The organism is Nonomuraea sp. NPDC049750 (assembly GCF_040659625.1).
GTDB lineage: Bacteria > Actinomycetota > Actinomycetes > Streptosporangiales > Streptosporangiaceae > Nonomuraea.
The window spans coordinates 81742-107112 of record NZ_JBFANB010000030.1 but is presented as its reverse complement, the minus strand read 5'-3'; the positions used below and the strand labels follow the sequence as shown (position 1 = coordinate 107112).

The following is a 25371-nucleotide window of genomic DNA, read 5'->3' as shown; positions in this document are numbered from 1 at the left end:
TCTATAGGTCGATTACTTGGACAGCCAGGCCCGGCTGATGTCGAGGAAGCCCATCTGGGTCGGCGCGAGGCCGTTCAGGGCGTTGGAGCGCACCGTGAGGGTGGGGCGGGTGATCAGCGGGAGCACGAACGCCTGGTCGGCGAAGTAGGCGCTGTAGTCGTGGAGCGCCTTCTGCTGGTCGGGCGTGGTGCTGGCGGTGGTGACCGCCTTCACGAGCTTGGTGTACTCGGGGCTCTTGAAGTGCGAGACGTTCTCGTCCGCCAGCAGCTCCGGGCGGCTCACGACGGCGCTGGCCGGGGAGAGGCCGTTGCTGTTCATCATCAGGAAGGCGGGCGTGCCCATGTCCTTGGCCGCGACCTTGGCGTCATAGTCGGCCGTGGCGATGACCGGCTTGGCCTCCAGCCCGACGGCGGCCAGGTTGTTCTTGACGATCTGGAAGACTCCGGTGGCCTCGGGCGTGTTCAGCATGGTCACCTCGAACGAGGTGCCCGCCTTCACACCCGCCGCGGCCAGCATCTGCTTGGCCTTGTCCGGCTGGTAGGTGTACTGCTTGGTCTGCGCGGCGTCATAGCCGATCGTGGAGGCCCGCCACGGCAGGTTGGTCGCCTGGGCCTGCCCGCCTTCGACCTGCTGCACGATGCGGTCGCGGTCGATCGCGTAGTGGATCGCCTGGCGCACGGCCTTGTTGTCGAACGGCGGCTTGGTCACGTCGAATCCGAGCGGGATCGCCGCGCCGCCGGAGGACACGAGGGAGAAGCCCGGCTGCTGGCTCAGGCTTCTCGCGTCCAGCCCGGCCAGGCCGACGCCGTACTGGACCCGGCCGCTGCGGATGGCCGCGACCATCGCCGTCGGGTCCTTGATGAGGTTGACCTCGATGCTGTCCAGGCGGGTGTTCTGGACATCGCGGTACTTGGCGTACTTGCTGAGCTGGAGCTTGCCGCCCGGCGTCCACGACTTCCACTCGAAGCGCCCGGTGCCGTCCACCTTGGTGCCGGCCGCGTAGTCGGCGTAGGCGTCCTTGTTCGGGATCGGCATTGTCTCGAAGAGGTCGAAGATGTTCGGCAGCGGCTGCTTGAAGGTGAGCGTCAGCTCGTAGTCGCCCTTGGCCTTCATCTCGGAGATCTGCGCGGCGATCGACTGGTTGGCCGCCCCGGTCTTCGGGTCCTGGACCTTCTCGATGGCGAAGGTGACGTCGGCCGCGGTCAGCTTGCGGCCGCTGTGGAAGGTCACGTCGTCGCGGAGCTTGATGTCCATGCTCTTGCCGTCGGGAGCCAGGGTCCACGACTTGGCCAGGACGCCGTTGGGCTGCCCGGTCTTGGTATCGATGAGGGTCAGCGTCTCGAAGACGGCGTACTCCCACAGGATGTTGCCGAAGGAGGTCTTGAGGAAGGAGCCCGGCTCGGCTTCGGTGGTCTGCCCGACGACCAGGTTGCCGCCCTGGCTCACCGGGCCGGCGGACGCGGAGTTCCCCGGGGCGCCCTGGGTGGCGGCGCTGCACGCGGCGGACGCGAGCAGCGCCGCGCCGGCGGCGCTTGCTGTGAGCCGGCGGCGCCAATTCGTCACTGACATCGATACTCCTCGAGACGTTCTGGGGGGTGGGTATGCCGGGGTGTCGGGAATTGTACAGTCGGCCCGATTTGTCCCCTGGCGAGGAGCATGGTTCGCGACTCAGGCAGGCACAACCCGCCGCTTTTAGTTTTGTTCCCGTCATAAAGGGAGCGTTTTCGGTACGGCCACACCATCCGTAGCCGAGGACGGCCGAGATGATCACCAGATGCCGAACGGGTGTCGGCAGCGTGATCGCCAGGCATTCGCACCGTCGCGTCACCGTCCTTCAGGTGGTGGCCTCACACCCTAGGACCGGAGGATTCCGACGTACCCCCGCACCGGTTCGCTCACCGGAACAGCCCATTCGTGGCCCCCGGCCCGGCTCACCGGTTCACTGACCGAGACGGGGCGCCACGCCGGTCGGCCGGAGCCGGGTAGCCTCCGGGCTCATGCCCCTGACATACGCGTTCATCGAGTACGGCGGCCCGGACGTCCAGCGTTTCCTGGACGTCCCCGCGCCCGAACCGGGCGACGGCGAGGTGCTCGTCGAGGTGCGCGCGGCCGGCGTCAACCCGGTGGACTGGAAGGTCCGTGAGGGCATGCACCGTGCCTTCCTGCCGCTGCGGCTGCCCGCGACCCTCGGCCGCGAGGTCGCGGGGACCGTGGTGCGGACCGGCCCCGGAGTCGTCGGCCTCGCCGCCGGTGACCGGGTCTTCGGCAGTACGGTCGGCGGCAGCGGCGGGTACGCCGAGCTGGCGCTACTGCCTGCGGCAAAGGCGGCGCGCATGCCGGACGGGCTGTCGTTCACGGACGCGGCGGCGCTGCCGATCGCGGCGGGCACCGCCTATGAGAGTCTCGCCGAGCTCGGCCTGGCCCCAGGGCGGAGGCTGCTGATCCTGGGCGCCGGTGGGGGAGTGGGCACGATCGCGGTCCAGCTCGCGGCCATGGACGGAGTCGCCGTCGTGGGCACCGCGAGCGCGGCGAAGCGCGCCTTTCTCCAGTCCCTCGGCGCCACGGCGATGGCCTACGACCGCGACGACGTCGCCGACCGGCTCCGCGACCTGCTTCCGGCGGGCGCCGACGCCGTGCTCGACCTGGTCGGCGGTGACGCGCTGCTCGGGGTCGCCGGTGTGATCAGCGAGCGGACGCGGGTGACCACGGTGGCCGACGAGAAGATCGCCGCCCGCTTCGGCGCGCGCCCGCTGAAGCGGACCGGTGGTACGGGGACGCTGCCGGCCTTGGCCGAGCTCGTGGCCGCCGGGAAGCTGGATCCGTGCGTTGGCCGGGTGTTTCCGCTGGCCGAGGCGGCTGAGGCGCTGGCGTTGGTGGAGTCCGGTCACGTGTCCGGCAAGGTCGTGCTCGACGTCGCCGGGCGTCGCTGAGCCTCACCTACGCTTTCGTCGGCGGCTCGTTGACAGTCGTGCTCACCACTCCGCGCAGAGTCGTTCGGTCGCGCGGAAGGCCAGAGCCATGATCGTCAGGACCGGGTTGACGCCGCCGTTGGTGACGTGCACCGAGGCGTCGACGACGTAGAGGTTGTCATGGCCGTGGACCCGGCCCCACCGGTCCACGACCGACGTCCGCTCGTCGTCGCCCATCCGGCACGTACCCGACTGATGCTGTCCGCCGTGCAACGCCAAGGGCACCGGTCCGCTCCACGTCCGGCGCGCGCCCGCGGCGACGAGCCATTCGCCGGCCCGTTCCCGCAGGTGGGAGGCGGTCCGCAGGGTCTCGGGATGAGTCGTGCCGGACAGGCGGGCGACGGGGATGCCCCAGCGGTCGCGTACGTGCCGGTCGAGCCGGGTGCGCGCGTGCGGGCTGGGGATCTCCTGGACAGGTCCCCCCACACGCATGACGCGGCGGTAGTTGTCACGCATGTACCGCTTGTTGAGCGCGCCCCAGCGGGGCAGGTCCGGCGGCAGGTTCCGCGCCCAGAAGGCGATGGGCAGCACCGTGAACTCGTCCGCGAGCATCGCCCCGCCGACGACCCCGTCGTTGTGATGCGCGAAGTCGAGCGTCGCGACCGAGACCCCGGGGCCGCGTCCGTCGTGCACGGGCTCGTCCATCTCGGCCAGCGCCCACACGTAGGCATGGCCCTGCAGATGCCGCCCCACCTGATCGTGGTTGTTGCCCAGCCCGTACGGCTCGCGCCGGGTCGGTGAGTTCTGCAGCAGCCGGGCGGTCTCGATCGCGCCGGCGGCGCAGACCACCACCTCGGCCTCGACCACGTGACGTGCCCCCGAGCGGTCCACCCAGCGGACGCCGGTGACGCGGCCGGCGGCATCGCAGATGACGCGTTCGGCGACGGCCTCCGGCCGCAGCCGGGCGTGGCCGGTGGCGAGGGCGCGACGCAGGACGGTGTTGTGCGAGCCGTTCTTGGCGTCCACCGGGCAGGCGAAGCCGACGCAGTGCTGGCAGCGGGTGCAGGCGGCCCGCCCGGCGTACGGCACCGAGTTGATCAGCAGGGGGATCGGTAGCACGTCCCAGCCGAGGGCGGCCGCGCCGCGCCGCAGCGCCCTGGCCTGTAGGCCCTCGGGAAGCGGGGGCATCGGGTACGCCTTCGCGCGCGTCCAGTGCCGGCTGCTCGCCGCGTGGTCGCCGCACACCCCGATCTCCCATTCGGCGCGCTCGTAATAAGGTGCCAGGTCGTCGTAGCCGATGGGCCAGTCGGCGAGGCTGCTGCCCGCGGGGACGCCGTACGTGCCGGCCATCGTGAAGTCGGCCGGCAGGAAGCGCCACGCCTGGGCCCCGTAGAGCCGGGTGCCGCCGCCGACCAGCGTGGCGTTGCCGTGGAAGCCCGGCTCGTGTGCCCGTACCAGATGCTCGCGGCCCATCATGTCGACGGCGACGCGCGGGCTCCCCTCTAGGTCCGGTCCGGAGCGGTGCGGATAGCGGGCGATCCGGTGATTGCGCAGGTGGTCGCGGCCGATCTGCTCGTAGGTGAGGTCGCGACCGCGCTCCAGGACGAGCACCCGCTTGCCCGCCTGGGCGAGGACCGCGGCGGCCACCCCGCCCCCGGCGCCCGACCCGATCACCACCGCGTCCACCCGCTCGCCCCGCCCGGCGTCTTCCCGCATCAGTCGCTCACCTCGAACCCGATCAGCACCGCGACCGCCGGCATCAGTCGCTCACCTCGAACCCGATCATCCGCCATGAGACGGCGTCGCGGTTGCCACCATTGCCCGGATCACCGTAGAAGCCCTCCATGACGTGCTCCACCATCGTGCTGACGAACGTCGGCGCGTCGAACGGCCATGGCGTGCGCGTCTGCCCGGCTTCGACGGCGCGCAGCAAAGCCTCCCGCCGGTCGGGTTCGAGGAGGTCGAACCGCGCGCCGTACGTCTGGCCGGCCTCGGCGTCGAGGGCGTCGAGGCCGGCGCCGTAGTACGCGCGCAGACCCGCCAGGTCGCGCCCGAACTGCCCCTCGAGGTAGTCGAGGACGCCGGCCTCGACGCCGCCCGGATGCTCATCGGCGGGGACGATCGTGTCGACGACCGCGCTCAGGGTCGCCACCTGTGAAGCGGTCAGGTTCGCCATCACGGTCAGCTCTCGAAGCGGCCCGCCGGACGTTCACACGTGCTCTCCAAGGTGACGACCTGCGCGGCCCCGTCGATCGCGGAGAGCGCCTCGAGCACGTGGAAGGCGAACGCGGCGTTGGCGCGGTGCGGGCCGCCCTCGATAGCGTCGGCCAGATCCCGTACGCCGAGCCCCCGGCGAGCCTGCTCCTTGGTGCCGACCGCGCCGAACAACTCCACCACCGGCGAAAGGACGGTCCAGTCCGCCTCGCCGTGCCGCCGCACCCGGACGTCGCCGTCGAAGTGGTTGGGGTTGGGCACCGACAGCGTGCCTTCGGTGCCGTAGATCTCGATGGCGGGCAGATCGCTGTCCCAGACGTCGAAGCTCATCAGCGTCGTGCCGATGACCCCGGAATCGAAGACGAGGACGCCTGAGGCGTGGGTGGCCACCTCGACGTCGATGTGGTCCACGGCCCGGTCCGGCGCGGTCACCGTGCGTACCGGGGCGCCGATGCGGGCGGCCCCCGCCACGGACCTGATGGGGCCGAGCAGGTTCACCAGTATGGCGAGGTAGTACGGGCCCATGTCCAGCACCGGGCCGCCGCCGGCCTGGAAGAGGAAGCGCGGATCCGGATGCCAGGTCTCGGCCTTGCTGTGCCGGATGAACGCCGACGCGCCGATGGGCTCGCCGATCAGCCCGTCGTCGAGCGCCTTGCGCGCGGTCTGGCTGGCGCTGCCGAGGAAGGTGTCCGGGGCCGAGCCCAGAACGCGCCCGCTGGCCGCGGCCGCCGCCAGCACCGTCTTCGCGTCGGCGACGGTCGTGGCGATCGGCTTCTCGACGTAGACGTGCTTGCCGGCGTCGAGCGCCCGCATGATGGTGCTCGCGTGGTGCGCCGGCGGGGTCAGGTTCACCACGATGTCGATCGAGTCGTCGCCGTAGAGCTCGTCGGCGTCCCCCCACCCCGGGATGCCGTGCTCGCCGGCGGCCCGCTTGGCCCGGTCGACGTCGATGTCGCCGACGCGGACGATCTCGAGCTCCGGGTAGCGGGCCATGCCGGTGACGTACCGGCTGAAGATGTTGCCGCTGCCGAGGATGCCGATGCGGTGGTGTGTCGCCATGTCTTCGCTGTCCTTCCTTAGGGGATTCAATCGCGAGGGCTGTCTCACATGCGTGCTGGGGCCTGCTCGACCACGGTCCAGGCGAGGCTGTCGTTGGCCCGCAGCACCGCGTCGATCAGGTGCGCCGAGCGGACACCGTCGGCGGCCGTCGGCAGTCCCTCCACCTGGTGGCCGGCCATGGCCGAGTAGGCGTCGTCGACGAAGGCGCGGAAGCAGTCGCCGTACCCCTGGGAGTGTCCCGGCGGAAGCGTGGCCAGGCGGCGCTGCTCGGCCGATCCCCGGCCCGGGTCCCGTAGGAGCAGCCGGGCGCCGTCGGCGTCGCCGAGCCACACCGACTCGGGGTTCTCCTGATCGAAGACGGCGCTGCCGTCCGCGCCGTCGAGTTCGAACCAGAGGCGGTTCTTGCGGCCGGCGGAGACCTGCGACACCGTCAGCGAGCCCAGGACCCCGTCGGCCGTCCGCAGCAGGACGGCGGCGACGTCCTCGGTCGAGACCGGCCGCAGTCCATCCGCTGCCGCTCCGTACGTCCCGCTCTCCGGACCGTCCGGACTGCTCGTTCCACTGTCCGGACCATTCGCACTGAAAGTGTCGCCGCTGCCCGCCGGGCGTGCCGGGATGGTGACGCCGAGCCGGGCCGTCACCTCGTGGAACCGCACCCCGGCCACCCACTCGACGAGGTCGCACCAGTGCGATCCGACGTCGGCGAAGGCGCGGGAGGGCCCGCCCCGCGCGGCGTCGACGCGCCAGTTCGTGGTGCCGGTGTCGAGCATCCAGTCCTGCAGGTAGCTGCCGTGCAGGAGCTGCCAGGCGCCGAAGTCGCCGCTCATCCGGCGGGCCCGGATCTCGCGTACCAGCGGGTGGTAGCGGTAGACGTACGGGACGGCGAGCGTCCGGCCGGTCTCGGCGGACACCGCGGCGAGCCGCTCGGCGTCGGCGAGCGACGTCGCGATCGGCTTCTCGCAGATCACGTGCTTGCCGGCCCGCAACGCCGCCACCGCCTGGTCGGCGTGCAGCGCGTTCGGCGTGCAGATGTGCACCACGTCGACCGCGTCATCGGCGAGTACGGCCGCCAGGTCCGAATAGCGCGCCGGGACGTTCCATTCGTCGGCGAGCGCGGCCGAACGGCTCGGAGTGGAGCCGACCACGCCGCGCACGGTCGCGCCGACGCCGCGCACGGCCGCCGCGTGTACCGAACCGATGAAGCCGGCGCCGACGATCACGGCTTGGATATGCGGATGCGCCACGTTCAGACCTCCGGACAGATGTATTGCCGTATAAGAGCATGATTGAGGCCATTGACAGCCACAAGATGCCGTCTTTAGTTTCGTCGCATGCAAAAAGACGACGAGCACGGGCCGACACCTGTGGCCATCGCGCTGCGCAAGGTGCTCCGTATGATCGCCACCGGCGAGGCGACCAGCCGCGCGGCTATCGCGCGGCTCACCGGCCTGGCCCGATCGACGGTGAGCCAGCAGGTGGACAGGCTGATCGAGCTCGGCATCGTCGAGGAGACCGAGTCGAGCCAGTCCGTACGCGGGCGGCCGCCCCGGGCGCTCACCATCAGCCCGCGCGCCGGTACCATCGCCGTGGCCGACGTGGACGTCTCCGCGACCCAGCTGGCGATCGCCGACCTCAGCGGCACCGTCATCGCCCGCGACACCGTCGACATGTCCGTCGACGGCGGTCCCGAGAAACTGCTGGCCGTGGTGTCCAAGCGGCTGCGCTCGATGCTCGACGAGCACGACCATGATCCGGCTCGGGTACGCCACGTCGTCGCGGGCCTGCCGGCACCGGTCGACTTCCAGCGCGGCTGCGCGGTACGCCCGCCGATCATGCCCGGATGGGACGCCTACCCTGTCGGGGACTACCTGCGCGGGCAGTTCGGCGCCGCGGTCACGGTGGACAACGACGTGAACCTGATGGCCCTGGGCGAGGCGACCCAGGAGATGGCCGACACGCCCCTGCTGTTCATCAAGGTCGCCTCGGGCATCGGCGCCGGCATCGTGACGGCCGACGGCTCGGTGCACCGCGGCGCCGACGGCGCGGCCGGCGACATCGGGCACATCCGGGCGCCCACGCGCCGCGACGTGGTCTGCAGATGCGGCAAGACCGGCTGCCTGGAGGCCGTGGCCAGCTATCGGGCGGTCCTCGCCGACCTCGGCATCACGCCGCCCTCGTTCGACGACCGGCTGCACGCCTCGCGCGAACTGGCCCGCCTGGTGGCCGACAGCGACACCAGCGCACTGCACCGCATCCGCCAGGCGGCCACCGACATCGGTGAGGTGGTGGCGATGCTGATCCACACGCTGAATCCGCGCACGCTGGTGCTCGGCGGCCCGTTGAGCGAGCTGCAGGACGAGATCCTGTCGGGAGTGCGCGCCGCGGTGTACGAACAGGCGTTGCCGCTGGCCACGCGCAAGCTCATCATCATGCCGAGCCAGCTCGGCGCCGACGCGGGGATCTTCGGCGCGATCGCGCTGGCCAGCCGGGAGGCCTTCAGCCAGGCGGGAGTGGGCCGCCTGCTCGCCGAGGCATGACCGTTCGCCTTTGGCTACGGATGCCTGGTCATGGCTTTCGTGATCATTCGCGAGCTCGTACCCCATCGAGAACGATGCGGAGCAGGTGCCGGGCTCGGCTGTCCCACTCGGTCTCCTCAAGGCGGGTCAGATAGCCCATGAGGAGTATGACGTCACGGGCGTCGACGTCGGAACGGATGGTTCCGTCCGCCTTGCCGGCGTCGAGGAGAGTGGTCAGCGCGTCACCGATCGGGCCCAAGCTGTGGGCCGCGAGGCCCTGCCACACCGACGCTTCGACGGCGGCGAACACCCCGCGTTTGACCTGCGCGTAGTCGACGACCCGGTCGAACCAGCGAGCCAGCGCCGTGAGCGGCTCGTGCTCGCCGAGCAGTGCCGGCGCTACCGCCACCAACTCGTCGACCTCCTCCCGGTAGACCTCGATGAGCAGCGCCTCCCGGGTCGGAAAGTGGCGATAGAGGGTGCCCTGCCCGACCCCTGCTTGCTTGGCGATCGCATTGAGCTTGATCTCGTCCGCGTTCGCGATGACCGCTCGTGCGGCCTGGATGATCCGGTCGCGGTTGTCGGCGGCGTCGGCTCGGCGCCCGGTTGGGTTCATCGCTTTCCTACTTTGCTAAGCGGACACGTGTCCGGTAGCTTCGGGTTAAGCGGACACGTGTCCACTTTATCTGAAGGGGATTCCTATGACTGTCATCGAAGGCCAGGTCGTCGCCATCACCGGAGCGAGCAGTGGCATCGGTGAGGCCACGGCACGCCTGCTCGCCGAGCGCGGCGCGGCGGTCGTCCTCGGCGCGCGCCGGACAGAACGCCTCGACCAGCTCGCGCGGGACATCCGCGATCGTGGCGGACGTGCCATCGCCTGCGCCACGGACGTCACCCGGCGCGGGGACCTCGAACGACTTGTCGGCCAGGCCGTGGCGGAGTTCGGCCGGCTTGACGTGCTGGTGGGCAACGCCGGCATCGCCCGGATCGGCCCCGTGAGCGAGCTCGACGTCGACGGCTGGGACGCGATGATCGACGTCAACCTGCGGGGAGTGCTGTACGGCATCGCCGCCGCCATGCCGGTGTTCCGCCGGCAGGGCCACGGCCATCTGGTGACCACAGTGTCGACGTCGGGCCTGAAGATCGTGCCTACGCAGGCGGTCTACGCGGCGACGAAGAACGCCGTACGCACCCTGCTGGAAGGACTGCGGCAGGAGTCGACCGATGGCGTGCTGCGGACGACGGCGATCTCGCCGGGCTTCGTCCGTACCGAACTCACCGGCTCGATCGACGACACGCAGGTCCGTGAGGAGGTCCGCCGCAACATGGACGGGTTCGGCATCGCGCCGGAGGCCGTCGCCCGCGTTGTCGCCTTCGCGATCGAACAGCCCCGGGATGTCGAGATCGGCGAGGTCACCATCCGCCCGACCGTACAAGGCTAGGAATGCTCTGGCCTGCTGAGTCGGTGAGCGATAGATGGCCCGCCGCGCGGCAGGCAAGTGACAGTCGACGCGCGACCCGCCCAGCCGCTACGGGGTAGTGAGCCGTTCGGCCTGGTACGCCCGGCGCAGGGTCGCCTCGAAGGCCGGCGCGTGGGGCAGAGGCACGGAGCCGATTCGACGCACTGGAACGGCCGGCGTCCACGAGTTCATCACCACGGCCCCGGCCATTCCTGGCAGGTCGGCCGGCCGGATCTGCTGAACGCGCTGGGGAACCCCGAGCCGGTCCAGCTGCCGGCGGACGATGCCCATCGTGGTCCCGGTCAACATCTCAGCTTCTGGCCACACCACCGCGGTCCCGTCCCAGAAGGCCAGGTTCCAGATCGACGCTTCGCTGAGCCGCCCCCGGCGGTCGATGAAGGCGGCGTCGTCGAAGCCGTCCATGACGGCCTGGCGGAGATAGTACGTCTTGGCCACCTCCCCGACGTGCTTCACCGCAGGAAGCACGCGTTCATGCTCCACCACCGCCAACGCGAGCGGCCCCCGGGGCCCGGACGCCGCTGGTCCGGTACGGATGAGCAAATCGGGCTCGGCGTCCGCCGGCGTGAACTCCCCCGCGGGCGAGAACGCCGTGGCCGTCAGAGAGAGGTCGGCCGGTCCGGCCTGGACGGCTGCCCGCAACAGGGCTCGCACCCGGTCGTCGGGCACCGCGCGGCCGAAGAGCGCTGCGGAGGCCGCTCGCAACCTTTCCAGGTGCAGGTCCAGCCCCCGAACCTGGCCGCCGCGCACCTGCATGGCGGTGAAGTGCGCGTACCCGGCGAATGCGAGCGGCGCAAGGTCCATGGCGTCGGCCACCCGGCCGTCACGTTGCACAACGTAAGAAGACATACCTCGCTCCAGCAGTATGGAATGTGCGTTTCCCGAGCGACGTTAGGGCTTGACATCAATGGCAAGGTCAACCGAGGAGTGGAGCCGGCGCATGCTGATCGGTGAGTTGTCGCGGCGCACTGGGGTCAGTACACGGCTGCTGCGGTACTACGAGGCACAGGGAGTGCTGGAGGCCGGTCGCGGCGCGAACGGCTATCGCTTCTACAATGAGGACTCCGTGGTCACCGTGCGTCAGGTGCGCGCGCTGCTGAAGGTGGGCCTGTCGACCGAGGTGATCCGCGTGGTGTTGCCGTGCGTGCGCGGCGAGCGTCCGGACTTCGAGTGGTGTGCCGAGCTCTGGGAGATTCTGAACGGCGAGCTCGAGGCCATGGATAAGCGCATTGACGATCTCCAGCGCAGCCGCGGCGCCCTGGCGGGCTTCCTCGGCCAGCCCTGACCGATCAGGACGGCGGCGCTCGCCCCGAATGTTGAAAATCCCGGCGCGGCGGGAGGAACGTCCTGCACAGTGTGATCATGACAAATCACCGGTAACCCCGGACCACCACCTGATGCAGAAGCACCGCCTCTGCCGCTGGACGGCACGAGTCGGTAACCGACCGTATCGGAGCACGAGATCAACACATCGCATCGCGCTGGCGTGGACGACCGGCGCCGCATCCCGTTAGCCCGCTCGCTCGCCCGGAGCTGCCTGTCCGCCGCGCTCGCCCTCGCCTTCCTCGCGGCCGCCCTTTCCACGAGCGTCGTCCCCGGCGACTTGCGAACGAGCGGCGCGGAAGAGACCGTCAGCGCCATCGACGCCCGCCCCAACGACGGCTCCGGCTACTGGCCGGACTTCTCGAACACCGGCTACGCCAACACCCCGGCCAACGCCGGAGGGCTGGGCCTGGGCGCGTACCCGGGCAAGCTCAGCGACTACGAGTCGGGCATGAGTGCCGACGAGCCGCTGAGGCTTGAGTTTCCGGACAACAGCGTCATCTCCTACAAGCGCTTCCTGGGCTTGAAGGTGCTGATCTATGGCGACAACCTGACGTTCGTCGGCTGTCTGTTCGAGGGCACCAACCCCAATGACAACCTCGTCCAGATCTACTCCGACAACAACATCAAGTTTCTCTACTCGACGTTCAAGCCGAACTCCTACGCGATGCCTCCCGGCAACGACGGCACCGTCTCGTCGTCCCACTCCAAGCCCGGCACGCCCTTCGAGAAGTCCTGGCAGCTGGCCACGACGATGAAGGAAGCCGTGGCCGTCATGGACCACAACGACATCTGGGGCAACGCGGGCATGATCATGGTGACGGGATTCCCGGGCCGCCCGTCGACGTGGACGAACAACTACATCCACGACATGGCCGACACCTCGCATGACGTCTACCACCACGACGGCATCGGCCCGCAGAGCGAAGGTAACGGCGGTCCGATGATCCTCGACCACAACACCCTGGCCTCCGTGGGGAACACCAACGGCCTGGCCCTGCAGGGCAGCGGCGTGTACGACCACATCTCGGTCACGAACAACTATGTCTCCGGCTGGGGTTATGCCTTGCACATCGGCGACGTCAACAACGCCACGAACATCACCGTCACCGACAACGTCTTCTCGGCGGAGCTCGAGCAGCTGTACGGCTTCCTGTACGGCAACATCTGGGGCGGATCGGCGCGCGGCTCCACCTGGCGCCGAAACCTCATCCAGGCCCGTACGGGAGACGACAGCCGCACCTATACGACGGCCGACCACGGCAAGTATCTGTGGCCGAGCGGCCAGACCCAGACCACCGACTACACGGGCTGAGACTCTTCCCACGTGACGCCCGCGGGACCATCGCTGCTCTTCGTCATCCGCACCGCCTCGAAGAGCAGCGAGGCCGCGGCGCTTTCTGGAGGGCCTTACGGAACGGACGCGCCGACCGGTCGATGATCGACGACCTTTGCCGACCGATGAACTGCCGACCGATGAACTACAGTCGTCCGCCATGGCCGAATCCTCCTCCCACCTGACCGCGACTTATCTGAGCGCGACGGCGGACGCCTACGACGCCGTCGCCGACCTCTATGCCGATCTCGCCCGGGACTCGCTCGACCGCCTGCCACTGGATCGCGCGATCGTCGCCGTGTTCGCCGAACTCGTACGGGCCACCGGGCCCCGGCCCGTCGCCGAGGCCGGCTGCGGTCCCGGGTACATGACGGCACACCTGCGTAGCCTCGGGCTGGACGCCTTCGGCGTCGACCTGTCTCCCGCACTGATCGAGATCGCCCGCAAAGACCATCCTGACCTGCGTTTCGAGGTCGCTTCGATGAGTGCCTTCGATGTGGCCGACGGCGAGCTGGGCGGTCTGCTGTCTTGGTACTCGGTCATCCACGTCCCACCGCCGGAGCTGCCGGCGTACTTCGCCGAGTTCCGCAGGGTGCTGGCTCCGGGTGGTCACCTCCTGCTCGGCTTCTTCGAATCCGATGGCGGTCCAGTGCTGGAGTTCGACCATAAGGTCACGCCGGCCTACCGGTGGCCGATCGACGACTTGGCCGACCTGGCCCGCAAGGAGGAGTTCGTCGAGGTGGGGCGGATGTTGCGCGAGCCTTTGGAGGATGAACGATTCCGCCGCGGCCACCTGCTGATGCGCAGACAAGCCGCCTGTTCGTCCTGATCGCAGGGATTGATCGACGTCCCCCGGGACCGCCTGGGCCCCGGGGGATCGCTGGTATTGCGCGGCGGGAAAGCCGCTCGCACCGCGAAGCCGCGCCCGGGAGGCGGGCCCGCATGACACATGTCCTGAAGCGGGAGGCCGTTGAAAGTGCTTCCCTGATCCCCCTCATGAGATGCCGGAAGCGACCGGCGGGGACGAGGACCTCCACGCGAATCTCGTCCTTGTGACCCGGCCGCACGCATCCTGGTGCTCCTCTGCGGCATAACACGCACAGCGCGGCAATTGATCTTCCGCCGTGGACCGCGGCAAATGGCCGATAAATGTCCGCCTCCTGCCCTGGAGCATGAACGCTCCGAGCCGGAAGCTCGATCTTGTCGCGGCACGAAGGCAGCAGTGGCCTGCCTGAGGAGTTTCTGGAGGCGCAGTGAGGCGTTGGTTGCGTGCGCCGTTAGCGGGGCTAACGGCCATGTTCGCCGGTTTGTTACCAGTCACGGCGCCGGCGGAGGCGGCACGGGACACCATGGTGGCGGCGATCGCGGACGACCCGGCGGGCTCCGCGCCCTGGGCCGTCGTCCAGGCGAAGAAGTCGGGGCAGCGGGTCGCGGTGCCCGCGGAGCAGTCGGAGGCCCGGGACGTCTACGCCAACCCGGACGGCTCGTTCACGGCCGAGCTGCGGACCGTTCCCGTCCGCGTCCGACGCGGCGCGGGCTGGGTCCCGGTGGACACGACGTTACGCGTGCGGGCCGGCGGCGGCGTGGAGCCGGCCGCGACCACGGTCCCCGTCGTCTTCTCGGGCGGCGGGGACCAGCCTTTGGTACGGCTCGGCGAGGACGCGGCCCGGATCGAGCTGCGCTGGCCGAAGCCGCTGCCGGACCCGGTGCTGAGCCGCGACTCCGTCAACTACCCCGAGGTGCTGCGCGGGGTTGACCTGCGGATGACCGCGACGGCACAGGGCTTCACCGAGGTCCTGGTGGTCAAGAACCGGGAGGCGGCGCGCAACCCGGAGCTGTCGAAGCTGACGTTCGGCCTGGACACCAGGGGCGTCTCGGTCCGCGACGACGGCGACGGGAACATCGCCGTCTACGACGCGAAGGGCGAGCAGGTCTTCGGGTCCGGCGCGCCGATGGTGTGGGACTCGACCCCGTCGGCCGCCAAGCGGGCCGTGGGCGCGCTGGAGCTGGGCAAGAAGGCGCTGGTCCTGCGGCCCGATCGCAAGCTGCTGGACGATCCCGCCGCGACGTTCCCGGTGTTCATCGACCCGGACTTCGCGGCCGGCCGGACGGGCTTCGCCCTGGCGTTGTCCGGCCATCCGAGCCAGGCGTACTGGGGCGGTGACGGGGAGAACCTGGCCAAGGTCGGGCTCTGCGACTGGGCGGGCTGCAACGGCATCGGCGTGGCCAGGTCGTACTTCCAGTTCGACGCCTCGTTCATGGTCGGCAAGCACGTACTCGGCGCGGAGTTCAACGTCTTCGAGAACTACGCCCCGTCCTGCTCGGCCCGCGCGGTCGAGGCGTGGGGCACCAGCCCCGTCGGCGGCGGCACGACCTGGAACAACCAGCCCTTCCCCGGCGGCGGCCCGGTCGCGCTGGGCACGGCCAACGTCGCCCACGGCTACAGCGCGAGCTGCCCCGGCGCCTGGGTCGGGTTCAACGCGACCGGGGCGGTCAACGCGGCGGTGACGTACAACAACGGGGCCACGGCGATCATGCTGAAGGCGGCCGACGAGGGCGACAAGTTCGCGTGGAAGAAGTTCAGCACGAACCCGAGCCTGGTCATCACGTACAACAGCTACCCCGGCGCGCCGACCGGCCAGACGGTGGAGAACGCGTCCTGCGCGGTGCAGCCGAACGAGCCGTACGCGAACCCGCACATCGACAACGACCCGAGCAAGGGCCCGCGCGGGCCGAAGTTGTCGGCGGTGGTCGCCGATCCGGACGGCGGGCTGGTGCAGGCACAGTTCGAGTGGTACACGAGGTTCGGGGCGCAGCTCGGCGGCTCTGCCACGGAGTTCAAGTCCTCCGGCTCCGCCTTCACCGTGGACGTTCCTGCGGCGCACGCCGGCGACGGGGCGAAGCTGGCCTACCGGGTACGCGGCGCGGACGGCGTGGACTTCGGCCCGTGGGGCCCGTGGTGTGACGTCACCATCGACAGGAAGGCCCCGGACAAGACACCGAAGGTCAGCTCGGTGACCTACCCCGAGTGCCCGCCGCCGGACTACGACCCCTGCGACAGAGGCGGCGGGGTCGGCCGCACGGGCGGCTTCACGCTGGGCGCCGACGGCGTGGAGGACGTGGCGGGCTTCGAGTACTACCTGTACGGCCAGGAAGGCTACTCCAGCGTCAAGACGAGCTCGGGCTCGGCGAACGTGCTGGTCACGCCGCCTGAGGACGGCCCGATGGACCTGTACGCGCGCAGCGTCGACAAGGCCGGCAACGTGGGCCCGGAGTACCGCTACCACTTCTGGGTCGGCCCAGGCACGCCGCCCAACGGGCACTGGAAGCTCGATGGCTATGCCGAGCCGGCCGTGGTCGACGACTCCAGGAACGCCCACCACGGCACCTTCACCAAGGGCCCGGCGAAGTGGGCGCCCGGCCGGCACGGTGACGCGCTCTGGTTGGACGGCGCCACCGGTTACGTGAGCACGGAAGGCGGCTCCACCGTGGACACGAGCAAGTCGTTCTCCGTCTCCGCCTGGGTGAAGCTCGACCGGCTCGACACCGACTGGCGGACCGCGGTGAGCCAGAGCGGCAGCACGATCAGCGGGTTCTTCCTGCAGTACAACCCGAACGTCAAGAAGTGGCACTTCGTGCTGCCGGCGACGAACGCCGACACCGCCGCACGCGACGTCGCCGAGTCGGCGGGCCCAGCGGTCGCGGGCCGCTGGACGCACCTCGTCGGCATGTACGACGCCGCCGCCAAGAAGATCAGGATCTACGTGGACGGCGTGCCCGGCACGACGGGCGACCATCTCACGCCGTGGAAGGCGACCGGCTCCGTGCAGCTCGGCCGCGCCCAGGTGGGCGGGCAGGCGGTGAACTACTGGCCCGGCTCGCTGGACGAGGTCCGCGTCTACGACCGCGCACTTACCCTGGACGAGATCCACGACCTGGCCGGCTCCCCGGCGACGGAGGAGGTGTTCCTGCCGCTGGACGAAGGGACGGGCACGACGGCGCAGGACGTGTCCGGCAACTACCGCCTCGGCACGCTCGGCGCCGCCGCCTCCTGGACCACCGGCAAGGTGGGCACGGGGGCGGTGATGTTCGGCGGCGGCACCGAGACCCTCTCCACGACCGGCCCCGCACTCCGTACGGACGCCGGCTTCACCGTCACGGCGTGGGTCAAGCTGGACGCGGACGACGGCCAGGTCCGCACGGTGCTCAGCCAGGACGCCGTGCAGGGCAGCGGCTTCCAGCTCCGCTACGACGGCGGGAAGCGCAAGTGGTCGTTCGCGCTGCCGCAGTCGGCGACCGACACCCAGCTCGCCCTCAGCGTCGAACCCGGAGACAGCGCGCAGGCGGGCGTGTGGACCCATCTGGCAGGCGTCTACGACCCGGCGGCCCAGGAAATCCAGCTCTACGTGGACGGGGTCAAGGCCGGCTGGAAGAAGGTCACGGCCACGGTGAACGCCACGGGCGCGCTCCAGGTGGGGCGGGGCAGGCAGGCTGGGGCGCCGGCCACGCCGTTCGCCGGGGCGATCGACGACGTGCACGCGTGGACCGGGGTGCGGACCGCCGACCAGATCAAGGCGGAGTACCAGAAGCCGATCACCAGGCGGAACGTGCCCTACGGCGCCCAGCTCAGCCGCTATAACAACCTGGCCACCGGCCGGCACATCGTGACGAACGGGCCGGTGCCACCGTCGGCGCATCTGGAGGGCTCCTTCGGCCTGCTCGCCGGCGCGGACAAGCCCAACACACGAATGGTGTACTCCTGCCGCAACGGGGAGGTCGACTACTTCCTCGCCCACGACTGCGGCACTTACACCAACCTCGGCAGCGTGGGCCGGCTCTACATCTCGCCGCCCGCCGGGGTGCCCGCGCAGCGGGTCTACCGGTGCCTGATCCCCGGCTTCGGGCACTTCGCCTCGCTCGATCCCGGGTGCGAGGGCCAGACGACGGAGTTCGAGCTCGGTTACACCCGCGGCTATCTCCGTCTGGTCAGGCACATCACCACCGGATATCCCTACGACCACGCCAGCTCCACCGGCCGGATCGCGGCGAACTACCGCCCCGAGGGCTCCACCGGGACGTTGTCGATCGCGCAGCTTCCCGGTACCACGGCGCTGATGAGCTGTCAGGACGGCACCGACACCTTCAGCTCGACCGACGCGGCCTGCGAGGGCAAGACCGTCGTGGGCAGGATCGGCTTCATCTGGACCAGCCCGCCGCAGGGCTTGCCGGGAGCGCCGGGCGCGACCGGCAAGGAGCTGTTCCGCTGCCGGGCCAGCTGGAACGAGCTGTTCGACTCGGGCGACCCCGCCTGCGAGGGCCAGACCCTCGACCGTTCACTCGGCTTCGTCGCCTCCGGGCTGTGACCAGGAAAGGGATCTCGACTCATGCGCGGTAACCGACGGTGGCTGTGGCCGATCACGGCCCTGATCTGCTTACTCATCGTGGCCCTCACGGGCCCTCCCGCGGGGGCGGTCGGTCTCGGGCCCGTACGGCCCAGCGAACCCGACGTAGTGGAGCCGGTCCCCGGCAAGGACTTCACGCCCCCCGCCGCCCGGCGCGACCCCGAGGCCGCGACCGCCGAGCGGGCCGCGCCCAAGAAGGACTGGCCCACCGCCGGCGCTGCGGAGGTGGCGGTGCCGGTCGCCGCCGCGCGTGGGGCCGTGTCGGGCCGCAGCCGGGCCGGCGACCTTCCCGTGTGGGTGAGTCCCGCCGGCGCGCCGGGACCGGCGCGGGTGAAGGTCGAGGTGCTGGACCGGGCCGCCGCCGTACGGGAAGGGGTGGAGGGCCTGCTGTTGTCGGTACGGCGGGCGGACGGTGAGAGCGAGCGCGGCCCGGTCACGGTGGCCGTCGACTACTCGGCCTTCCGCGACGTCTACGGCGGCGACTGGGCGTCCCGGCTGCGGCTCGTCCCGCAAGGAGCCGACGCCGGGCCCGTCAGCGCCGTACGCAACGACCTCAAGGCCGCGACGGTGTCGGCCGAGGTGGCGGTCGGCGGCACGGCGAGCACGTTCGCGCTGACGGCCGGCGCCGACGGGCCGGGCGGCGACTACAAGGCCACCTCGATGGCGCCGTCCGGCACCTGGCAGGTCTCCACGCAGGGTGGCGAGTTCGCCTGGTCGTACCCGCTGAGCACGCCGCCCGTGCCCGGAGCGCTGGCCCCGGAGCTGGCCTTCTCGTACTCCTCGCGGGCCGTGGACGGGCGGACCGTGTCCACGAACAACCAGCCGTCATGGGTGGGTGAGGGCTGGAACCTCGTACCCGGCTTCATCGAACGCTCCTACAAGGGCTGCGCGGACGATCTCGGCGGCAACAACGGCCAGACCAAGACCGGCGACCTGTGCTGGGAGACCGACAACGCCACCCTGTCCTTCGGCGAGCACTCCGGACGGATGGTCTTCGAGAACAACGCGTGGCGGCTGGAGAAGGACGACGGCAGCCGGATCGAGCGCCTGTCGGGCGCGGTCAACGGCGACGACGACGGCGAGTACTGGAAGGTCACCACGACCGACGGCACCCAGTACTTCTTCGGTCTGAACCGGCTGCCCGGCTGGACGCAGGACAAGGCCACCACGCAGTCCGCGTGGACGGTGCCGGTGTACGGCAACGACGCGAACGAGCCGTGCAACAAGGCCACCTTCGCCGCTTCGGCCTGCCAGCAGGCCTACCGCTGGAACCTCGACTACGTCGTCGAGCCGCACGGCAACTCGATGAGCTACTTCTACGACCAGGAGACCAACCGGTACGCCCAGAACCGCGGCGCCGCCACCGCGACCTACGTCCGCGGCGGCACGCTGCGCCGGATCGAGTACGGGACCCGTACCGGCGCCGAGTACACCACCCAGGCGCCCGCCCGGGTGCTGTTCGAGACCGCCGACCGCTGCGTACCCGGCCAGAACTGCGCGGTCCGCACCAGCGCCGCCTGGCCCGACGTCCCGTGGGACACCGACTGCGCGTCCATCCCGTGCGCGGACCGGTACTCGCCGACGTTCTGGTCCACCAAGCGCCTGGCCAAGGTGACCACCCAGGTCTCCACGGGCGGCGGGAACTACCGCGGCGTGGACCAGTGGGAGCTGGCCCACACCTACCCGGCGCCCGGCGACGGCACCACGGCGGGGCTGTGGCTGAACGGCATCACCCACTCGGGCGTGGCCGGTACCGCGATCGCGCTGCCGGACGTGACGTTCGACGGCACCATGAAGGCGAACCGGGTCAACTTCGCCACGGACGGCCTGCCCGCGCTGAACAAGCCGCGCCTCACGACCATCACCACCGAGTCCGGCGGAGCGGTCAACGTCCGTTACGCCGACCCTGACTGCGCCCCGGGCGCCCTGCCCGCCGCGGCGGAGAGCAACACCAAACGCTGCTTCCCGGTCAGGTGGGCGATGCCGCCCGCGGTCACGCCGGTCAACGACTGGTTCCACAAGTACGTGGTGGCCAAGGTGGTCGAGGACGACCTGGTGACCGACGCCAAGGACATGGTGACCACGTACGAGTACGACGCCAAGGGCGGCGCCTGGGCCTACAACGACGACCCGCTGGTCGCCCAGGACAAGCGCACCTGGTCGGAGTGGCGCGGGTACGAGAAGGTCGTGGTCCGCAGGGGCGATCCGGCCAACGACGAGAACAAGCCCGTCTCCAGGACCGACTACCTGTACTTCCGCGGCATGAACGGCGATCGGCTCAACGCGGGCGGCGGCGCCAAGACGGCGCAGATCACCGATTCCGCGGGCGTCAAACTGGACGACGCCGCGCCGCTGTCGGGCTTCCTGCGCGAGCAGGTCACCTACGACGGCGCCACCGCCCTGACCACCGAGGTCAACGACCCTTGGACGCGCCTCGTCGCCACCCAGGGCGGCCTGCGGGCGTACCAGGTGGAGACCGCGCGGACCGAGACCCGGCAGTGGCGCTCCGGCGGCGGCACGCGCGTCCTGCGGGTGGAGACCACCTACGACGAGTACGGCAACGCCATCCAGATCAACGACCTCGGCAGCGTCGAGTCGGCCGGTGACGACCGGTGCACCACCGTCGCCTACGCCAAGAACACCGGTCTCATGCTGGTCAGCCTGCCGAAACAGACCACCACCGTGGGTGTGGCCTGCGGCGCTGCCCCGGCGTACCCCGCCGACGCCGTCTCCGACACCCGCACCTCCTACGATGGCCAGGACTTCGGCGTGCCGCCGACGCGAGGGGACGCCACCAAGGTCGAGGTCGCCAAGTCCTACCAGGGCGGCAGCCCGGTCTACATGGTGAGCGGCACCGCCACCTTCGACGACTACGGCCGCCCCGAGCAGTCGGGCGACCCGCTCAACCGGATCACCACCACCTCCTACACCGAGACCAACGGGCTGACCGTCGAGCGAAACGTGACCAACCCGCTCGGCCACGAGACGACCACCACCCTGGACCCGGCATGGGGCAAGCCGCTCAAGGAGGTGGACGCCAACGGGCGGACGACGTCGCTCACGTACGACGCGCTCGGCCGTCTGGTCAAGGTCTACAAGCCCGGCCGCACCGAGGCGGACGGCGACAGCCCCCACGTCCGCTACGAGTACGGCGTGCGCCGCACCGGCGGTCCCAGCTACCTGCGCACCAGCACGCTGAAGGCCAACGGCAACCACGTCGCCACGTACACGCTGTACGACGGCTTCCTGCGGCCCCGTCAGACCCAGGAACCCAGCCCCGCCGAGGGCCGCGTGCTCACCGACACCCTCTACGACTCCCGCGGCCTGGTCAGCGTCAACCGGGCGTCCTACCACGACACCGGCGCACCCGGCACCACGCTGTTCCAGCCGCAGGCCGGCAAGGTGCCGTCGGCCACCGTCACCACCTACGACGGGGCGGAACGCAAGACCGCGGAGATCCTCCTGAAGCTCAACGTCGAGCAGTGGCGCACCACGACGTCCTACAGCGCCGACTGGGTCAGCACGATCCCGCCTCAGGGCTCGACCGTGACCACCCGGTGGATCGACGCCAGGGACCGGACGACCGCGCTGGTGCAGTGGGAGGGCAGGACTCTGTCCGGCCCGTCCGCGGCCACCCGCTACGGCTACAGCAAGCGGGGCGAGCTGACGAGCATCACCGACCCGGCAGGCAACGTCTGGCGGTACACCTATGACGTCCTCGGACGCAAGCTCACCTCCGACGACCCGGACAAGGGCGTCTCGACCATGACCTACGACGGCGCCGGCCAGTTGCTGACCGTCACCGACGCCCGCGGCAGGACCGTCGCCTCGGTGCCGGACAAGCTCGGGCGCGTCATCGAGACCAGGCAGGACTCGCCCACCGGGTCGCTGCTCACCAAGACGACGTACGACACCCTGGCCAAGGGCGCCCTGACCTCCTCGGCCCGCTACGCCGGCGGCCAGGTGTACGTGAAGGAGATCACCGGCTACGACGAGGCGGGACGGCCTGAGGGAACGTCGGTGACCATCCCCGCGAACGAGGGGAAGCTCGCCGGGACCTACCTGACGAACACGACGTACGCCGAGGACGGCAGCCTCGCGACCAGGACGTTGCCCGCGCTGGGCGACCTTCCGCGCGAGACGCTGACCTTCACCTACGACGACCTCGGCCGCCGGGACACGGTGACCGGCGCCCTGACCTACGTCACCGACACCGAGTACAACGCCCTGGGCGAGACCGCCCAGCTCGAACTGGGCGCCGACGGCAAGCGGTTGTGGCGCACCACCTACTACGAGGAGGGCACCCGCCGGGTCACCGAGACTCTCACCGAGCGCGAGCAGGCCAGCGGCGTCATGGTGCACGACCTCACCTACGGCTACGACCCGGCGGGGAACGTCACCCGCGTCACCGACCGCACCGCCGGTCTGGGGAAGGACACCCAGTGCTTCCTCTCCGACCATCTGCGCCGGCTCACCACCGCCTGGACCCAGGGCACCGACACCTGCGCGGCCACGCCGTCCGCGTCCGTGATCGGCGGCCCCGCGCCCTACTGGCACGAGTACGGCTACGATCTGACCGGCAACCGGCTCACCAGGACCGTCAAGGGGCTGGGCGGGGCGGCCGACACCGCCACCACCTACACCTACCCCGATCCAGGCGACGGCGTCGACCTGCCGCACGCGGTGACCGCCGTGACCACGGGTCAGGCCGGCGCGCAGTACGGTTACGACGCGGCCGGCAACACGATCAAGCGGCCGGGACCCGCCGGCACCCAGACCCTGACCTGGGACGCCGAGGGCCTGCTCGCCGCGATCGCGGCGGGTGGCACGTCCACCTCGTACGTCCACGACACGGACGGCAATCAGCTCATCCGCCGCGACACCGGGGCGGTGACGCTGTTCGTCGGCGACGGCGAGATCCGGCTGAACACCGCGACGGGCGCGACGGCGGGGACGCGTCAGTACGAAGGACTCGGCATCCGCACCGGCGCCGGCTTCACCTGGACGATCTCCGACCACCACGGCACCTCCGTGGCCGCCGTGGACGCCGGCACGCTGGCGGGAACCGCGCGGCGGCTGGACCCGTTCGGCGACGCCAGGGGATCGACGGCCGGCTGGCCCGCCGGCGATCGGGGTTTCGTCGGCGGCACCGCGAACCCCGAGACCGGGCTGACCCGGCTGGGCGTCCGCGAGTACGACCCCGTGACAGGCAGGTTCGTCTCTGTCGATCCCGTCGTCGATCCGATGGATCCGCAGCAGCTCAACGCCTACGCCTACGGCAACAACAACCCGGCCACCATGTCGGACCCCGACGGGCTCAGGTACATCGTGGACGCCGGAGGGTATGTGAGCGTCCCGGGGGCCCAGGCCGCCAAGTACCTGACTCCCTACAAGTACCAGATGATGATCTACCGTGCCGCGCTGCGGGCCTTCAACTGGTACAAGCCTCGCACGTGCTTCCTCTGTTCGGCGTTCAAACCGAAGCCGCCGAACATCTTCGACCCGAAGATCTACAACCCCAAGGCCGTCGCGCCCAAGCCCCAGCCCAAGGCCGACAAGCCGGTGTCCAGTCCGAGCAAGCCCGTGAACTGGGACCGGCCGATCATCACCGCCCTCCCGAACAGCAACGACGCCAACGGTTCGACGTCCTTGTGCGCGTCCGCCGCGGCGGCCGTCGCCTACGGCGGCGGGGCGACGGCCTGCTTCTCGGCCGACTCCAACGGTCTGACGTTCAACGCCGGGCTGAAGCAGTTCCTCACCGACGGGGGCTTCATGTCCGCGGACCTCGGCATCCTGGCGAACAGCGACAACGCCACCCAGATCAACAGTGGGAACGGGGCGTACGCCCAGGCGTCTGTCAACGGGCATGCCCTGCTCGGCGGCACCATGGCGGCCGGCGTCGAGCGCAGCCTCGACGACGGGCACATCTCCAGGTACTCGCAGTTCGGCGGGGGCGTGGGCATCGGCGCGGCGATCGGGGAGATCGGCCTGACCCGCGGCTGGAACTCCGGCTACCTGCTGCAGTGGTCGGACGAGAAGAAGTACATCGTCGACCTCCCGGACCAGCGGCCGTTCACACAGAAACCGCGCGACCCGATGGTGTAGGCGCTCACCCTTCTCAGTAGTCGCCGGGGCACGATCTCGTCCGGGAAGCATGATCCCGGACGAGGTCGTGGAAGCGGGTTGCGGCCGGGCGCGGCCGCAACCCGCTCCCGCCCCGCCACCTCGACGAACAGGGGACAAACCCACGCAGAAATGAAGCCGCCCTTGACGAATCAAATGAACGGTCTTTTAATTTGATCATGGGGCGTATCGCGGGCGTCACCGCCGCCGAGACGCGTGAACGCTTGCTGCGAGCGGCTGCCGAGGTGTTCGCCGAGCGCGGTTACGAAGGCACGCGTGTGGCGGACATCGCTACGGCCGCCGGGGTGAGCAACGGCGCGTTGTACGCGCACTTCGGGTCCAAGGCCCAGCTGCTCGTGGCCGCGTTGCGCGCGCACGGGCCGCGCTTGCTGGCCGATCTGCTGGCCGCCGATCCGAACCGGTCGATCGCGGAGCTGCTCGTCGTGGTCGGCCGGCGGTTGCCGTACAAGCGTGACGCCGGCGGCTATCTCATCGTCGAAGCCCTGGTCGCGGCCCGTCGTGATGAGGAGGTCGCGCAGCCGATGCGCGACTACATCGGCGAACGCGCCGGCTGGCTGGCCGGGCTCGCCGGCATCGCCGAGAGTGATGGCGAGCTCGACCCCGCGCTGTCGGGGAACGCGCTCGCCCACTTCTGCCTCCTGCTCGCGATGGGCAGCGCGCTCATCAGCCCGGACCTGCACGCGGTGGACGACGAGGAGTGGACCGCGTTGCTCACCCGCGTCGTCGCCGCCCTGGCCCCCGCCGGCACCACAGACCGTCGAGACCACGGCTCAGAGAGGAGCACCCCAGTGAAAGTGCGTATCGACTCCGAGCGCTGCCAGGGGCATGGTCGCTGCTACGACCTCGCCCCCGACCTGTTCGGCGAGGACGACGAGGGCTACGGGCAGGTGATCGGCGAGGGGATCGTGCCGCCGGACAACGAGCGCGCGGCGCGCCTGGCGGTGTCCAACTGTCCCGAACGAGCGATCGAGATCCTCTAGGAGGATAGAC

At 70.2% G+C, this 25371-nt stretch carries 16 protein-coding genes; 9 read left to right on the top strand and 7 right to left on the bottom strand.

Features of this window, described 5'->3' with window-relative positions:
* Positions 1-12: 12 nt before the first annotated feature.
* A complete protein-coding gene (locus AB0J16_RS47045; RefSeq protein ID WP_358552396.1) occupies positions 13-1569 on the bottom strand; it encodes an ABC transporter substrate-binding protein in 1557 nt (518 codons plus the stop codon).
* A gap of 428 nt (positions 1570-1997) precedes the next feature.
* Between AB0J16_RS47045 and AB0J16_RS47040 the strand changes: the two genes are divergently transcribed.
* The gene (locus AB0J16_RS47040) at positions 1998-2930 is read left to right on the top strand and encodes an NADP-dependent oxidoreductase (RefSeq protein ID WP_358552394.1); all 933 of its coding nucleotides are present in this window, start codon (positions 1998-2000) and stop codon (positions 2928-2930) included.
* 42 nt (positions 2931-2972) lie between these two features.
* Here AB0J16_RS47040 and AB0J16_RS47035 read toward each other — a convergent pair whose 3' ends face one another.
* From AB0J16_RS47035 to AB0J16_RS47020, 4 genes are read right to left on the bottom strand one after another with little or no spacing between them, the layout of a single operon-like run.
* Positions 2973-4625, bottom strand: coding sequence for a GMC family oxidoreductase (locus AB0J16_RS47035; RefSeq protein ID WP_358552392.1), 1653 nt, complete (start codon positions 4623-4625; stop codon positions 2973-2975).
* Between the two features lie 43 nt (positions 4626-4668).
* Positions 4669-5085, bottom strand: a complete 417-nt coding sequence (locus AB0J16_RS47030) for a gluconate 2-dehydrogenase subunit 3 family protein (protein ID WP_358552390.1) — start codon at positions 5083-5085, stop codon at positions 4669-4671.
* Between the two features lie 5 nt (positions 5086-5090).
* Positions 5091-6182, bottom strand: a complete 1092-nt coding sequence (locus AB0J16_RS47025; protein WP_358552388.1) for a Gfo/Idh/MocA family oxidoreductase — start codon at positions 6180-6182, stop codon at positions 5091-5093.
* Positions 6183-6226: 44 nt separating this feature from the next.
* Entirely contained in the window at positions 6227-7426 is a 1200-nt protein-coding gene (locus tag AB0J16_RS47020; protein ID WP_358552386.1) for a Gfo/Idh/MocA family oxidoreductase, read from the bottom strand.
* 87 nt (positions 7427-7513) lie between these two features.
* Between AB0J16_RS47020 and AB0J16_RS47015 the strand changes: the two genes are divergently transcribed.
* On the top strand, positions 7514-8719 hold the full coding sequence (locus tag AB0J16_RS47015) for an ROK family transcriptional regulator (protein WP_358552384.1): 1206 nt from the start codon (positions 7514-7516) through the stop codon (positions 8717-8719).
* A gap of 43 nt (positions 8720-8762) precedes the next feature.
* Here the strand turns inward: AB0J16_RS47015 and AB0J16_RS47010 are convergent, their stop codons facing one another.
* The gene (locus tag AB0J16_RS47010) at positions 8763-9314 is read right to left on the bottom strand and encodes a TetR/AcrR family transcriptional regulator (RefSeq protein WP_358552382.1); all 552 of its coding nucleotides are present in this window, start codon (positions 9312-9314) and stop codon (positions 8763-8765) included.
* An 85-nt stretch (positions 9315-9399) separates the two neighbouring features.
* On the opposite strand from AB0J16_RS47010, the gene AB0J16_RS47005 reads away from it, so the two are divergent.
* Positions 9400-10140: an SDR family oxidoreductase gene (locus AB0J16_RS47005; RefSeq protein WP_358552380.1), complete on the top strand. Its 741-nt coding sequence runs from the start codon at positions 9400-9402 to the stop codon at positions 10138-10140.
* Between the two features lie 87 nt (positions 10141-10227).
* Here AB0J16_RS47005 and AB0J16_RS47000 read toward each other — a convergent pair whose 3' ends face one another.
* On the bottom strand, positions 10228-11025 hold the full coding sequence (locus AB0J16_RS47000) for an aminotransferase class IV family protein (protein WP_358552378.1): 798 nt from the start codon (positions 11023-11025) through the stop codon (positions 10228-10230).
* A 91-nt stretch (positions 11026-11116) separates the two neighbouring features.
* Between AB0J16_RS47000 and AB0J16_RS46995 the strand changes: the two genes are divergently transcribed.
* From AB0J16_RS46995 to AB0J16_RS46970, 6 genes are all read left to right on the top strand, one after another.
* On the top strand, positions 11117-11461 hold the full coding sequence (locus AB0J16_RS46995; protein WP_358552376.1) for a MerR family transcriptional regulator: 345 nt from the start codon (positions 11117-11119) through the stop codon (positions 11459-11461).
* A 201-nt stretch (positions 11462-11662) separates the two neighbouring features.
* Positions 11663-12814: a hypothetical protein gene (locus tag AB0J16_RS46990; RefSeq protein ID WP_358552374.1), complete on the top strand. Its 1152-nt coding sequence runs from the start codon at positions 11663-11665 to the stop codon at positions 12812-12814.
* Between the two features lie 181 nt (positions 12815-12995).
* Positions 12996-13664 carry a class I SAM-dependent methyltransferase gene (locus AB0J16_RS46985; RefSeq protein ID WP_358552372.1) on the top strand — a complete coding sequence of 223 codons (669 nt, stop codon included), beginning with the start codon at positions 12996-12998 and terminating at the stop codon, positions 13662-13664.
* A gap of 478 nt (positions 13665-14142) precedes the next feature.
* A complete protein-coding gene (locus AB0J16_RS46980) occupies positions 14143-18198 on the top strand; it encodes a LamG-like jellyroll fold domain-containing protein (protein ID WP_358552370.1) in 4056 nt (1351 codons plus the stop codon).
* A gap of 21 nt (positions 18199-18219) precedes the next feature.
* Positions 18220-24342 carry an RHS repeat-associated core domain-containing protein gene (locus AB0J16_RS46975; protein WP_358552368.1) on the top strand — a complete coding sequence of 2041 codons (6123 nt, stop codon included), beginning with the start codon at positions 18220-18222 and terminating at the stop codon, positions 24340-24342.
* Positions 24343-24539: 197 nt separating this feature from the next.
* Entirely contained in the window at positions 24540-25361 is an 822-nt protein-coding gene (locus tag AB0J16_RS46970) for a TetR family transcriptional regulator (RefSeq protein ID WP_358552366.1), read from the top strand.
* Positions 25362-25371: the final 10 nt, after the last annotated feature.

Bases quoted from the DNA above. Each gene is read 5' to 3' on its own strand.
- AB0J16_RS47045 (WP_358552396.1), bottom strand. From the start codon at position 1,569: ATGTCAGTGACGAATTGGCGCCGCCGGCTCACAGCAAGCGCCGCCGGC.
- AB0J16_RS47040 (WP_358552394.1), top strand. From the start codon at position 1,998: ATGCCCCTGACATACGCGTTCATCGAGTACGGCGGCCCGGACGTCCAG.
- AB0J16_RS47035 (WP_358552392.1), bottom strand. From the start codon at position 4,625: ATGCGGGAAGACGCCGGGCGGGGCGAGCGGGTGGACGCGGTGGTGATC.
- AB0J16_RS47030 (WP_358552390.1), bottom strand. From the start codon at position 5,085: ATGGCGAACCTGACCGCTTCACAGGTGGCGACCCTGAGCGCGGTCGTC.
- AB0J16_RS47025 (WP_358552388.1), bottom strand. From the start codon at position 6,182: ATGGCGACACACCACCGCATCGGCATCCTCGGCAGCGGCAACATCTTC.
- AB0J16_RS47015 (WP_358552384.1), top strand. From the start codon at position 7,514: ATGCAAAAAGACGACGAGCACGGGCCGACACCTGTGGCCATCGCGCTG.
- AB0J16_RS47010 (WP_358552382.1), bottom strand. From the start codon at position 9,314: ATGAACCCAACCGGGCGCCGAGCCGACGCCGCCGACAACCGCGACCGG.
- AB0J16_RS47005 (WP_358552380.1), top strand. From the start codon at position 9,400: ATGACTGTCATCGAAGGCCAGGTCGTCGCCATCACCGGAGCGAGCAGT.
- AB0J16_RS47000 (WP_358552378.1), bottom strand. From the start codon at position 11,025: ATGTCTTCTTACGTTGTGCAACGTGACGGCCGGGTGGCCGACGCCATG.
- AB0J16_RS46995 (WP_358552376.1), top strand. From the start codon at position 11,117: ATGCTGATCGGTGAGTTGTCGCGGCGCACTGGGGTCAGTACACGGCTG.
- AB0J16_RS46985 (WP_358552372.1), top strand. From the start codon at position 12,996: ATGGCCGAATCCTCCTCCCACCTGACCGCGACTTATCTGAGCGCGACG.
- AB0J16_RS46975 (WP_358552368.1), top strand. From the start codon at position 18,220: ATGCGCGGTAACCGACGGTGGCTGTGGCCGATCACGGCCCTGATCTGC.
- AB0J16_RS46970 (WP_358552366.1), top strand. From the start codon at position 24,540: ATGGGGCGTATCGCGGGCGTCACCGCCGCCGAGACGCGTGAACGCTTG.